The following is a 12,777-nucleotide window of genomic DNA, read 5'->3' as shown; positions in this document are numbered from 1 at the left end:
CCCATGACCCGCACCCCCCGCCGAGGCGCACTGCGCGGTGCCGCCCTGGTCGGCGCGCTCGCCCTGACGCTGGCCGCCTGCAGCGGAGACGACGGCTCCGCAGGCGACCCGGACGCCGCCGCCGACGAGGGCGGCGAGCTGCTCGTCTGGGCGTGGGACCCCACCGTGGAGCCCATCGCCGACGCGTACATGGAGGCCAACCCGGACGTGACGATCGAGCTGGTCAACGCCGGCACGGGCAACGACCAGTACACGGCGCTGCAGAACGCCATCGGTGCCGGCTCGGGCATCCCCGACCTGGCGCAGATCGAGTACTACGCCCTGCCGCAGTTCGCGATCGGCGAGTCCCTGGCCGACCTGACCGACCTGGGCGCCGACGAGCTCGAGGGCACGTACACCCCCGGCCCGTGGTCGGCCGTGCAGCAGGGCGACGGCGTCTACGGCCTGCCGCTCGATTCCGGCCCGATGGCCATGTTCTACAACGCCGAGCTCTTCGAGCAGCACGGCATCGCGGTGCCGACCACGTGGGACGAGTACGTGGCCGCGGGCCGGGCGCTGCAGGCGGCCGACCCCGGCGTCTTCATCACCTCGGACACCGGTGACGCGGGCCTGGCCACGTCGCTCATGTGGCAGGCGGGCGGGCAGCCGTTCCAGGTCGACGGCACCACCGTGAGCATCGACCTGGCGGACGAGGGGTCGCAGCAGTACGCCGACCTGTGGCAGCAGCTGGTCGGGGAGGACCTGCTCGCGCCCATCAGCGCGTGGAGCGACGAGTGGTACCAGGGCCTGGGCAACGGCACCATCGCCACGCTCGTGACCGGTGCGTGGATGCCCGGCAACTTCGTGTCCGGCGTGCCGGAGGGTGCGGGCAAGTGGCGCGTCGCGCCGATGCCGCAGTGGTCGGCCGGCGAGTCGGTGACCGCCGAGAACGGCGGGTCGGCGATGTCCGTCATGGAGGCCTCGGAGAACAAGGCCCTCGCCTACGACTTCCTGGAGTTCGCGTCGTCCGGTGACGGCGTCGCGCTGCGGCTCGAGGGCGGCGGGTTCCCCGCCACGGTCGCGGACCTGGAGTCCGAGGAGTACCTGGCGCAGGAGTCCGAGTACTTCGGCGGGCAGAAGATCAACGAGGTGCTCGCGCAGGCGGCGGCCGACGTCGCCGAGGGCTGGCAGTACCTGCCCTTCCAGGTCTACGCCAACAGCGTCTTCAACGACACGGTCGGCCAGGCCTACGTCTCGGGCACGACCATCACCGAGGGGCTCGGCGCCTGGCAGGACCAGCTCGTCACCTACGGCGACGACCAGGGCTTCACGGTCGACTGACCGCCGGACCGCGCGCCCGACGCCCGGGCGCGCGGTCCCGCCCCCCTCCCGCCCCCCGTCCCGCGCCGCAACCCCTGCACGTCCCGAGGAGCTCCCGCATGCCCACGTTCGAGATCGGCGAGCAGGACTTCCTGCTCGACGGCCGCCCGCACCAGGTGCTCTCCGGCGCGCTGCACTACTTCCGCGTCCACCCGGACCTGTGGGCCGACCGCATCCGCTCGGCGCGGCAGATGGGGCTCAACACCATCGAGACGTACGTCGCGTGGAACGTGCACGCGCCCACCCCGGACGTCTTCGACACGTCCGGCCCGCGGGACCTGGGGCGGTTCCTCGACCTCGTCGCCGCCGAGGGCATGCACGCGATCGTGCGTCCCGGCCCGTACATCTGCGCCGAGTGGGACAACGGCGGGTTCCCCGCGTGGCTCTTCCGCCTGCCGGGGGTGGGGGTGCGCCGCAACGAGCCGACGTACCTGGCCGCGGTCGAGCAGTACCTCGCCCACGTGCTGCCGTTGGTCGCCGCCCGGCAGGTCACCCGCGGCGGCCCGGTGATCGCCGTGCAGGTGGAGAACGAGTACGGCGCCTACGGCGACGACCAGGAGTACCTGCGCGCGCTGGTCGCGATGACGCGCGCGCAGGGCATCGAGGTGCCGCTGCTGACGTGCGACCAGGCCGACGACGCGATGCTGGAGCGCGGCGGCCTGCCCGGGGTGCACCGCACGGCCACCTTCGGGTCGCGCACGGCCGAGCGGCTCGAGGTGCTGCGCCGTCACCAGCCCACGGGCCCGCTGATGTGCATGGAGTTCTGGTGCGGCTGGTTCGACCACTGGGGGGCGCACCACCACACCACGGACGCCGCCGCCTCCGCGGCCGACCTCGACGCCCTGCTGGCCGCCGGCGGGTCCGTCAACGTCTACATGTTCCACGGCGGCACCAACACGGGGTTCACCAGCGGCGCCAACGACAAGGGCGTCTACCAGCCGACCGTGACGTCGTACGACTACGACGCCCCGCTGGCGGAGGACGGCACCCGCACCGCCAAGTACGACGCCTTCCGTGAGGTGCTCGGCCGGTACACCGCCCTGCCGGACGACGTGCCGCCCGTGCGTGCGCCCGCACCGACCGCGGTGCTGCGCGACGGGCGGCGCACGGTGGACCTGTGGTCGGTCGTCGACGGGCTCGACGGCTGGGTCGAGGCACCCGACGTGCCGACGTACGAGCAGGTCGGGGCGGTGGGCGGGTTCGTGCTGCACCGCGCGACCGTCGACCTGACCGCCCCCGCGGTCCTCGCGTTCGGCGAGGTCCGGGACCGTGCGCAGGTGTTCCTCGACGGACGGCCGGTCGGGGTGCTCGACCGCGCCGAGCACGCGACCGCGCTGACGCTGCCCGCGGTCGGGGTCGCCCGGCTCGACGTGCTCGTCGAGGACCAGGGCCGCGTCAACTACGGCCCGCGCATCGGTGAGGACAAGGGCCTGATCGGCCCGGCGACCCTCGGCGGCCGGCCGCTGACCGGCTGGCGGGTGCTGCCGGTCGACGTGGACGCGGTCGCGGCGTCGCCGGCGCTCGCGGCCGGTGCCGCACCCGCGACCGGTCCGGTGCCCGGCCCGTCGTTCAGCGTCTGGGAGCACGACCTGCCGGTCGCCGACCTGTTCGTCTCGACCCGCGGCTGGGGCAAGGGCGTCGTGTGGGTCAACGGCACGTCGCTCGGCCGGTACTGGTCGAAGGGTCCGCAGACCACGCTCTACGCGCCCGCCCCCACCGTCACGGGGCGCGGCGACCGCGTCGTCGTCCTCGAGCTGCTCGCCGGTGCCGGTCAGCTCGCGCTGGTCGACGCGCCGGACCTCGGCCACACCGACTCCTGACCCCCGGCCGGGTGTGCCCGGCCGGTCGCACCACCGCACCACCCACCGTTCGCAGCGACCTCGGAAAGAGGACAGATGACGACGACGTCACGTCGCTCGACAGCGGGAGCCGCCGTGCTCGCGCTGACGGCCGGGCTCATCGCAGCCCCGGCCGTGACCGCACCGGCCACCGCCGCCCCGACGGGCACCGCGGTGACCGTCACCCCCAACCCCTGGTACGCGGGGGAGACGTTCCAGGGCTGGGGGACCTCCCTCGTCTGGTTCGCCAACGCGACCGGCGGCTACCCGGCGGACGTCCGCCAGGACCTGTACGACAAGCTGTTCACGGCCGACGGGCTGGACCTCAACATCGCGCGGTACAACATCGGCGGCGGCCACGCGTCCGACGTCGAGGACTACCTGCGGGCCGGCGGCGCCGTCCCGGGGTGGTGGCGTGCCGACCCCACCGGCGACCTGTACGGCGCCCCGACGACGCACGCGAACGCCGAGGCGGTCCGCGAGGCGTTCGACCCGGCCGACGACCGGTTCTACGACCTGGACGCGGACGCCGGGCAGCGGTGGTGGGTGCAGCAGCTCGCGGACGACGAGCAGATCACCCACTGGGAGACGTTCGCCAACTCCGCGCCGTGGTTCATGACGGAGAACGGGTACGTGTCCGGCGGGTTCGACCCGACCACCGAGCAGCTGCGGCCCGACTCCGTCGACGACTTCGCCGCGTACCTGGTGCGCGTCAGCGAGGCGCTGGAGGACGCGCACGGCATCGACGTCGCGACCGTCGACCCGCTCAACGAGCCCAACACGAACTACTGGCGCACCACCCTGGAGGACGGCGTCCCGGTGGGCGGCCGGCAGGAGGGCATGCACGTCGGCCCGCAGCGGCAGGCCGACCTCATCGACGCGCTGGCCGAGCGGCTGCGCGCCCCGGGCTCCACGACCGATGCCGTGGTGTCCGCGATGGACGAGACCAACCCCGGCACGTTCGTGCGCAACTGGGAGGCGTACGACGCGCAGACCCGCGCCAACGTCGACCAGCTCAACGTGCACACGTACGGCACCGGCGGGCGCGTCACGGTCCGCGACCTGGCCAAGGTCGCGGACAAGCCGCTGTGGATGAGCGAGGTCGAGGGCAGCTGGGTGTCGGGGTGGAACCCGGCGAGCATCGTCAACGGCCTGGGCCTGGCCGGGCGCATCCACGACGACCTGCGCGAGCTCGAGTCGGACGCGTGGGTGTTCTGGCAGCCGGTCGAGGACCTCTACAACATGGAGCCGCAGGGCGAGAACTCCAACTGGGGCGGGGTCTTCATCGACCTCGACTGCCGCTGGTACGGCTCCGGTGAGGACCGCGTGTTCGCGTCCGAGCGGCGCGTCGACGACGCCGACGGCGACTGGACGGGCGTCGAGCCGTGCCACGTGGAGACGAGCACCAAGTACGACACCACACGCAACTTCACGCACTTCATCCGGCCCGGGGACCGCGTCATCGGCACCGACTCGACGACCACGACGGCCGCGCTCAAGGCCGACGGCACGTCGACGACGCTGGTGCACACCAACGCGACGTCCGAGCCGGTGACCCTCACGGTCGACCTGCGCCACTTCGGCACGATCGCCCCGGGGGCGACCGCGACGCCGTACGTGACCACCGAGTCGCCGGCCGACCAGCCGGGCGCGAACGCGCTGGCGCCGGGCGAGGCCGTGGCGGTCGACGCCGCGGCCCGGACGGTCACGCTCACGCTCCCGGCCCGGTCCGTGACGTCCGTGGACCTCGCGGGCGTCAGCGGCGTGGCGGACGACGCCGCGGCACTCGCCGACGGGCGCACCTACCAGCTGGTGGGCGTGCAGAGCGGCAAGGCGCTGACGGCGGCCGACGCGGCCACCGCGACGACCATCACCACCCCGGGCGACACCGCGCAGGCGGTGGGCCCGCAGCTGTGGACCGCGCGCGCCGTGGCACCGGGACGCCTCGACGGCACCCGGCGCGTGGTGCTGGAGGCGGCCGACGGGCGCGTCCTGGGGGCGACTCCCGCCGGGACCGACCTGCGGTCGGTGCCCGTGGCCGACGCGGCGCAGGACCCGCAGACCCGCTGGATCCTGTCCTCGACCGACACGCTCACGTACGCGCTGGTCAACGAGGGGGTCGGCCAGGCGCTCGAGGTCGGTGGGCAGTCCACCACCGAGGGCGCGGGCGTCGGGGTGTACGGCTCCAACGGTGGCGCCAACCAGCGCTGGTACCCGCGCGACGTCGAGGCCACCGGCGTCCCGCCGGTCGCCGTGAGCACCACGGTCGGCGTCGCGCCGGTGCTGCCCGCCACGGTGGTGCCGACGTACCGCTGGGGCACGGGCCCCGCCGCCGCGGTGGTGTGGGACGACGTGCCGGCCGGCACGTGGGAGCAGGCCGGGCAGGTGCCGGTCACCGGCACCGCGACCGACGTGTACGGCACGACCCTGCAGGTCACCGGCACGGTCGACGTCGGCGGGTTCACGGTCACCGACCCGGTGTCCGTCACCACCTACGAGGGGGCGACGCTCGCGCAGGTGCAGGCCGCCGCGCCCGCGGTCGTGCCCGCGCGCATCGGGGCGTCGACCGCGACGTTCGACACGCCCGTCACGTGGGACTGGTCGGGCGTCACCGACGAGTCGTTCGCGGCGCAGGGCGTCGTGCGCGTGACCGGTGCGGCCCAGTCGAACGAGGCCGGTGCCGAGCCCGTCGCGGCGACGCTGCACGTGGTCGTCACGGCGCGGTCGTCGGCGAACATCGTGCCGCTGCCCACGACGACGGCCGAGGCGACGTTCACCGAGCCGGGGTACTCGATCGAGAACACCCGCAACGGTGACCGCACCGACAAGGCGTGGTCGAACTGGGTGAGCACCGCACGCGCGGGCGACACCCTGACGTACACGTTCCCGGTGACCGAGGTGGCCGACGCGGCCGTGCACTTCTACGCGGACGGCAGCCACCGCAGCTGGGCGAGCGAGGTGGCGGTCGAGCGGAGAGGCGAGGACGGCGCGTGGGTGCCGGTCGACGGGTCGCCGATCGCGGTCGTCGAGCCGGGTGACGGGACGGCCCCGGTCGTCACGCTCGACCTCGACGGCGTGACCGCGACGGGCCTGCGGTTCGCGCTGACGCCGAACCCGGGCGTCCACATGATCGTCTCCGAGGTCGAGATCGGTGCCGTCGCCCCCGCGGCGTCGTCCGTGGCCGACCTGGCGGCGCTGCGCACGAACGGGGTCGACGTGCCGGGCCTGGCACCCGGGACGACGTCGTTCGACGTCACGGTCGACGGGTCGGCCTGGCCGACGGTCGTCGCGGTGCCCGTCGACGCGGCCGCGCGGGTGGAGGTGACGCAGCCGTCGGACGAGAACGGCGGCGTCGCCACCGTCCGGGTCACGTCGCCCGACGGCACGGTGACCACCGAGACGACCGTGCGCGTGGTGCGCCAGGCGGTCGTCCGGGGCGTGACGATCGGCGGGCTGGACGCCGACGGGGCAGCCGCCGTCCGGGGACGGCTCACCGCCGTCGTCGACGCCGACCCCGCCGACGCGCGGCTCACCTACCGGTGGGCGGTCGACGGCAGGCCCGTCCCCGGCGCGCACCGGGCGACGTTCACGCCGACCCGCAAGCACGTCGGCGGGGCGGTGACCGTGACGGTGACCGCCACGGCGCGTGGCTTCGCGACGTCGACGGAGGTCACGTCGGCGCCGGCGACGGTCGTCGCGGACGTCGACCCGGGCAAGCCGGGAGACCCCGGGAAGCCCGGCAAGCCGGGGAAGCCGGGGAAGCCGGGAGACCCCGGCAAGCCCGGCAAGCCGGGGAAGCCGGGGAAGCCGGGAAAGCACGGAGGGCCGATCGGGCACGCCGGACGGTGACCGCCACCGTCTGACCTGACCCACCACCGGTGCGACCCCGGGGAGACGCGCTCTCCCCGGGGTCGTGCTGTGCTGAGACGCCCTCGGTCGCAGCAGCCGAGCGGGGTGACGCCTCACTCGCTCCCACCACCACCGCCGCGCTGTGCGCGACACCTGCACCTCCGCCCCCTCGACGTGCCGGTCCGCCCCCCAGGCAGCAGGATCGACGCAGGCACGAGGAGGTGTTCTGCATGGGGGGCGTCGCTGCGGGTCGGTCCGGGCCGGGGCGGAGGGCGGTCGTCGCCGCAGCGCTGGTCGCGGTGCTCGCGCTCGGGGGGTGCGGCGTCACGCGCGGTGACGACGGCGCCGAGAACCAGCGGCTGCGCATGATGATCCCCAACGCGCCCGGCGGCGGCTACGACCAGACGGGTCGCGCGGCCACGCGCGTCATGGAGTCCGCGGGCCTGACCGGTCGGTTCGAGGTCAGCAACGTGACGGGCGCGAGCGGGACCGTTGCCATGCAGCGGCTCGTCAACGAGCGCGGCGCGGAGGACCTGCTCATGACGATGGGCCTGGGCGTCGTCGGCGCGACGTACACCAACGGCTCGGACGCGCGGGTCAGCGGGGCGACGCCCATCGCTCAGCTCGTCGAGGAGCAGGAGGGCCTGTTGGTCCCGGCCGACTCGCCGTTCGAGACGGTGGACGACCTGGTCACGGCGTGGTTGGCCGACCCGGGCAGTGTGCGCGTCGGCGGCGGGTCCAGCCCCGGCGGGCCGGACCACCTGTTCCCCATGCAGCTCGCGGACGCGGTCGGCGTCGACCCGACGGCCGTCAACTACATCTCCTACGACGGCGGCGGCCCGCTGACCACCGCGCTGCTCGGCAGCAAGATCGACGTCGGCACGTCCGGGCTCGCGGAGTTCGAGGGGCAGATCGCCGACGGGTCGCTGCGGGTGCTCGCCGTCTCCGGCGAGGAGCGGCTCGCGGGTGTCGACGCGCCCACGCTCGTCGAGTCGGGCATCGACCTGGTGTTCACCAACTGGCGCGGCGTGCTCGCGCCGCCGGGCATCCCCGACGAGGTCCGCGACGCGCACATCGCGCTGCTCGAGGAGATGCACGGGACCGAGGCGTGGCAAGAGGCGCTGGAGACCAACGGCTGGGTCGACGCGTTCGTGACGGGCGACGAGTTCGAGGAGTTCCTCGTGGAGCAGGACGAGCGGGTGTCCGGCACCCTCGACGAGCTGGGCCTGCTGTGAGCGCGGCGGGCGGCGTTGCGGGCGCGGCGGGCCGCACCCCGGCCGCCGGGCCCGGTGACGACGGGGTCGGTGCCCCGGCGCCGACCGTCGACCGCGCGCAGTACGGGCTCGCCGCGGTGCTCGCGGTCGTCGGCGTCGGGACGGTCGTCGACTCCGCGGGACTCGGACCGGGCTTCGCCGACCAGGTCGTGCGGCCGGCGGCCTTCGGGTACGTCATCGGCTCGGCGCTCGTCGTGCTCGCGGTCCTTTTCGCGGTCGCGACGGCCCGCGGCGACCGTGCCGAGGGCGAGGCCGGTGAGGACGTCGACCTCGACCAGGGCACCGACTGGCGCACGCTCGCCGGGCTCGCCGGCGTCCTCGTCGCCACCGTCGCGCTGCTGGAACTCCTGGGGTGGGCGATCGTCGGCGCGCTGCTGTTCGCGGGTGCCGCGACCGTGCTCGGCAACCGGCACTGGGTGCGCAACCTGCTGATCGGGGCGGTCATGTCGGTGGGGTCCTGGTACGGGTTCTACGTCGGGCTGGGCATCCCCATCCCCGCGGGCGTCCTGGACGGGGTCCTGTGATGGACGCGCTGCTCACGGGCCTGAGCCTGGCCGTCACGCCGGAGAACCTGCTGTACGCGGTGGTCGGCGTGCTGCTCGGCACCGCCGTCGGCGTGCTGCCCGGCATCGGCCCGGCCATGACGGTCGCGCTGCTGCTGCCGGTGACCTACAACGTCGAGCCCAGTGCGGCGCTCATCCTGTTCGCCGGCATCTACTACGGCGGCATGTACGGCGGGTCGACGACGTCGATCCTGCTGAACACGCCCGGGGAGTCGTCGTCGGTCATCACCGCGCTCGAGGGCAACAAGATGGCCAAGGGCGGGCGCGCGGCGCAGGCCCTGGCGACCGCCGCGATCGGGTCCTTCGTCGCCGGGACCATCGGCACGATCCTGCTGGTCGCGCTCGCACCGACGGTCGCCGAGTGGGTCGTCGTCCTGGGCGCGCCGTCGTACTTCGCGCTCATGGTGCTCGCGCTGATCGCCGTGACCACGGTGCTCGGGTCCTCGCGGCTGCGTGGCTTCATCGCGCTGGCGCTGGGGCTGACGATCGGGCTCGTCGGCACCGCGACCGGGCAGGCGCGCCTGACGTTCGGCAACCCCCTGCTCGCCGACGGCATCGACATCGTCGTCGTCGCCGTCGCGATCTTCGCCGTCGGGGAGGCGCTGTGGGTCGCCGCGCACCTGCGCCGTCGGCCGCTGGAGATCATCCCCGTGGGGCGGCCGTGGATGGACCGCGCCGACTGGGGGCGGTCGTGGAAGCCGTGGCTGCGGGGCACCGCGTTCGGCTTCCCGTTCGGCGCGCTGCCCGCCGGCGGTGCCGAGATGCCGACGTTCCTGTCGTACGTCACCGAGCGCAGGCTCGCGGGCAAGCACCGCGACGAGTTCGGCAAGGGCGCCATCGAGGGCGTCGCCGGGCCCGAGGCCGCCAACAACGCGTCCGCCGCCGGCACGCTCGTCCCGCTGCTGGCCATCGGCCTGCCGACGACCGCGACGGCCGCCGTCATCCTCGCCGCGATGCAGGGCTACGGCCTGCAGCCCGGACCGCAGCTGTTCGAGGCCGAGCCGGAGCTGGTGTGGACGCTGCTGGCCAGCCTGTTCGTCGCCAACACCCTGCTGCTGGTCATCAACCTGCCCCTCGCCCCGGTCTGGGCGCGGCTGCTGCGCATCCCGCGGCCGTACCTGTACGCGGGCATCCTGTTCTTCGCGGTGCTCGGCGCGTACAGCGTGAACTTCCAGTGGTTCGACGTCGCGCTGCTCTGCCTGTTCGGTGCCCTGGGGTTCGCGATGCGCCGCTTCGGGCTGCCGGTCCTGCCGCTCATCGTGGGCGTCATCCTCGGGCCGCGGCTCGAGGAGCAGTTGGGCCAGGCGCTCCAGCTGTCCCGCGGGGACGTCGCGGCGCTGTGGAGCGAGCCCGTCGCGGTGGTGGTGTACGTGGTGATCGCGGCGCTGCTGCTGGGGCCGCTCGTGCTGCGGCTGGTCCCCGGGCGGCAGGGGCCGGAGCGGCTGGCGGACGAGGTCGACGAGCTCGAGGAAGAGGTGAGGCGATGACCGTCGTCGTGGGCTGGACGCCCGACGCCCGGGGCCACGCGGCCCTCGTCCGTGGGGCGCGCGAGGCGCGAGTGCACGGCGAGGAGCTGCTGGTGGTGAACGCGACGACCGGCACCGCTGCCGTCGACGACCGGTACGCCGGCGCCGACGACGTCGCCGACGTCCGCACGCTGCTCGCCCTGCTGGACGTCGAGGCCGAGGTCCGCCAACCGGTCGTGCGCGACGTCCCCGACGCGCTGCTCGGCATCGCCGACGAGGTCGGCGCGACGATGCTCGTCATCGGCATCCGGCACCGGTCACCCGTCGGCAAGTTCCTGCTCGGGTCCACCGCGCAGCGGATCCTGCTGGACGCGCGGTGCCCGGTGCTGGCGGTGAAGGCGGCGGAGGAGCGCTGAGGCGGGGCGTCGCCGCCGGCGCCGGCGCCGTTCACCCCCGGCGCTGGGCGTCCTCCAGGTACCGCAGCACGGCGGTGACGCGGCGGTCCGCCTCGTCGTCGGGCGGCAGGTCGAGCTTCGCGAAGATGCTGCGGATGTGCTTGTGGACGGCGCCCTCGGTGATGAACAGGCGGGTCGCGATCGCGGTGTTGCCCAGGCCCTCGGCCATGACCTCGAGCACCTCGCGCTCCCGTGGGCTCAGGCGGTCCAGGCGCGGGTCGGACCGCGTCCGCGTGAGCAGCTGGGCGACCACGTCGGGGTCGATGGCCGTGCCGCCGTCGGCCACGCGGTGCAGCGCAGCCAGGAACTCCTCGACGCGCCCGACCCGCTCCTTGAGCAGGTAGCCCAGACGCGCACCGCCCTGCACCAGCAGGTCGGTGGCGAAGGCCTGCTCGACGTACGCCGACAGCACCAGCACCGCCAGGTCCGGGTGGCGCCGGCGCGCCTCGACGGCCGCGCGGATGCCCTCGTCGGTGTGGGTCGGGGGCATCCGCACGTCGACGATCGCGACGTCGGGCTCGTGGCGCTCGACGGCCGCCAGCAGCTCGTCGGCGTCGGCGGCCGTGGCCACCACGTCCAGTCCCTCGGCCCGCAGCAGCAGGGCCAGGCCCTCGCGCAGCAGGGCGTCGTCCTCGCCGATCACGATCCGCACGGCAGGGTCACCTCCAGGGTCGTCGGCCCGCCGGGCGGGCTGGTCAGCAGCATCGTGCCGTCGTGCGCCTCGGCGCGGCGCCGGATCCCGGCGAGGCCGGACCCGGCGGTCTCGTCCGCGCCGCCCGCGCCGTCGTCGGTGACGGCGACGCGCAGCCGGCCCGCGACCATCCCGACGTCCACCGTGACGGCGGTCGCGCGGGCGTGCCGGGCCGCGTTCGTCAGCGCCTCGGCGACCACGAAGTACGCGGTGGCCTCCACCGACGCGGCGCACCGCCCGGGCAGGTCGACGCGCAGCGCGCACGGCGCGAGGCTGGACGACGCGAGCCCGGTCAGCGCGTCGGCCAGGCTCCGGTCGGTGAGGACCGGCGGCAGGATGTGGCGCGCGACGGACCGCAGCTCGGCCAGCGCCTCCTCCGCGGCGCTGTGCGCGCGCTCCAGCAGCTCCTCCGCGCGGGCGGGGTCCCGGGCGACCGCCCGGCGCGCGGCCCCCAGCAGCACGGTCACCGCGACCAGGCGGTTCTGTGTGCCGTCGTGCAGGGACCGCTCGATGCGCCGCAGCTCGGCCACGTGGGCGTCGAGCGCGCCGGCGCGGGTGGCGGTGAGCTGCGCGACGCGCAGCGCCAGGTCGGCGCCCGGCGGGGGCGCCAGCAGCGCACGTCCCGGCCACGACTGCAGCCGGGACAGCGGCGGCAGCACGACGACGGCGAGCACGAGCCACCCGACACCGAGCAGGAAGGCCAGGAACGCGGTGGGCCACGACGTGACCGGCACGTACATCAGGTCGGTCGACGCGACCTGCTCGGGGAAGGCGCGCCACCACAGCGGCACGGTCACGTCCCGGACGGCCGAGAACGGCAGCGTCATCGCCACCAGGCCCAGCAGGACGCCGACGGTCCCGTGCAGCAGCGTCCACGCCAGCTCGCGGTGCACATCCGGGTCCGTGAGCTGCGCGCGCAGGCCGTCGGGCAGCGGACCCGGGCTGACGACGGGCGCGCCTGTGTGCGACAGGCGTGTGCGCTCGCGGTCCGCGACCGCGCGGACCGCGCGCAGCACCCCGGGCGCGAGCAGGAACCCCACGCCGACCACGCACAGCAGGGCGGTCAGCACGAGCGCCAGCAGCGACATCAGTGCGAGCAGCCCCGTGCCCAGGCCGCCGACCACGTGCTCGAGCGCGTCGAGGGTGCGCGCGGCCCGGCCGCGCGCACGCGGCGGCACGGGCGCGGCGTCGCGGGCGGGGCCGCGGTTGTGCGTCGGGTGGGGCGGGGCGGTGCGGGCACCGGGGTCGGCCGTCATGGCACCTCCTCGACCGCGACCCTAGG

General features: G+C 74.7%; 9 protein-coding genes. 7 read left to right on the top strand and 2 right to left on the bottom strand.

Annotation, left to right across the window (positions count from 1 at the left end):
* Window positions 1-3 precede the first annotated feature (3 nt).
* The 7 genes from KG103_RS17365 to KG103_RS17335 all read left to right on the top strand — a co-directional run bounded on the left by KG103_RS17365 (window position 4) and on the right by KG103_RS17335 (window position 10,765).
* The gene (locus tag KG103_RS17365) at window positions 4-1,320 is read left to right on the top strand and encodes an ABC transporter substrate-binding protein (RefSeq protein WP_207339726.1); all 1,317 of its coding nucleotides are present in this window, start codon (window positions 4-6) and stop codon (window positions 1,318-1,320) included.
* Window positions 1,321-1,418: 98 nt separating this feature from the next.
* Entirely contained in the window at window positions 1,419-3,179 is a 1,761-nt protein-coding gene (locus KG103_RS17360; RefSeq protein ID WP_207339725.1) for a glycoside hydrolase family 35 protein, read from the top strand.
* Window positions 3,180-3,254: 75 nt separating this feature from the next.
* Window positions 3,255-7,046 carry a glycoside hydrolase gene (locus KG103_RS17355; RefSeq protein ID WP_207339724.1) on the top strand — a complete coding sequence of 1,264 codons (3,792 nt, stop codon included), beginning with the start codon at window positions 3,255-3,257 and terminating at the stop codon, window positions 7,044-7,046.
* Between the two features lie 230 nt (window positions 7,047-7,276).
* Window positions 7,277-8,281, top strand: a complete 1,005-nt coding sequence (locus KG103_RS17350; protein WP_207339723.1) for a Bug family tripartite tricarboxylate transporter substrate binding protein — start codon at window positions 7,277-7,279, stop codon at window positions 8,279-8,281.
* Window positions 8,278-8,844 (top strand): tripartite tricarboxylate transporter TctB family protein, encoded by a 567-nt coding sequence (locus KG103_RS17345; protein ID WP_207339722.1) that lies wholly within the window; start codon window positions 8,278-8,280, stop codon window positions 8,842-8,844. Before KG103_RS17350 ends, KG103_RS17345 begins: the two co-directional genes overlap by 4 nt.
* Entirely contained in the window at window positions 8,844-10,370 is a 1,527-nt protein-coding gene (locus KG103_RS17340; protein WP_207339721.1) for a tripartite tricarboxylate transporter permease, read from the top strand. Before KG103_RS17345 ends, KG103_RS17340 begins: the two co-directional genes overlap by 1 nt.
* On the top strand, window positions 10,367-10,765 hold the full coding sequence (locus tag KG103_RS17335) for a universal stress protein (RefSeq protein WP_207339720.1): 399 nt from the start codon (window positions 10,367-10,369) through the stop codon (window positions 10,763-10,765). The genes KG103_RS17340 and KG103_RS17335 overlap by 4 nt, the downstream gene beginning before the upstream one ends.
* Before the next feature lie 31 nt (window positions 10,766-10,796).
* Here the strand turns inward: KG103_RS17335 and KG103_RS17330 are convergent, their stop codons facing one another.
* Both KG103_RS17330 and KG103_RS17325 read right to left on the bottom strand, forming a co-directional pair.
* The gene (locus KG103_RS17330; RefSeq protein ID WP_207339719.1) at window positions 10,797-11,456 is read right to left on the bottom strand and encodes a response regulator; all 660 of its coding nucleotides are present in this window, start codon (window positions 11,454-11,456) and stop codon (window positions 10,797-10,799) included.
* Window positions 11,444-12,751, bottom strand: coding sequence for a sensor histidine kinase (locus KG103_RS17325; RefSeq protein WP_207339718.1), 1,308 nt, complete (start codon window positions 12,749-12,751; stop codon window positions 11,444-11,446). The genes KG103_RS17330 and KG103_RS17325 overlap by 13 nt, the downstream gene beginning before the upstream one ends.
* Window positions 12,752-12,777 lie beyond the last annotated feature (26 nt).

This window comes from Cellulomonas wangleii (assembly GCF_018388445.1).
GTDB lineage: Bacteria > Actinomycetota > Actinomycetes > Actinomycetales > Cellulomonadaceae > Cellulomonas > Cellulomonas wangleii.
Note: the sequence above shows the minus strand (reverse complement) of the source record. Positions and strands in the feature narration are given on the sequence as shown.

Bases quoted from the DNA above. Each gene is read 5' to 3' on its own strand.
- KG103_RS17365 (WP_207339726.1), top strand. From the start codon at position 4: ATGACCCGCACCCCCCGCCGAGGCGCACTGCGCGGTGCCGCCCTGGTC.
- KG103_RS17335 (WP_207339720.1), top strand. From the start codon at position 10,367: ATGACCGTCGTCGTGGGCTGGACGCCCGACGCCCGGGGCCACGCGGCC.
- KG103_RS17350 (WP_207339723.1), top strand. From the start codon at position 7,277: ATGGGGGGCGTCGCTGCGGGTCGGTCCGGGCCGGGGCGGAGGGCGGTC.
- KG103_RS17325 (WP_207339718.1), bottom strand. From the start codon at position 12,751: ATGACGGCCGACCCCGGTGCCCGCACCGCCCCGCCCCACCCGACGCAC.
- KG103_RS17360 (WP_207339725.1), top strand. From the start codon at position 1,419: ATGCCCACGTTCGAGATCGGCGAGCAGGACTTCCTGCTCGACGGCCGC.
- KG103_RS17340 (WP_207339721.1), top strand. From the start codon at position 8,844: ATGGACGCGCTGCTCACGGGCCTGAGCCTGGCCGTCACGCCGGAGAAC.
- KG103_RS17355 (WP_207339724.1), top strand. From the start codon at position 3,255: ATGACGACGACGTCACGTCGCTCGACAGCGGGAGCCGCCGTGCTCGCG.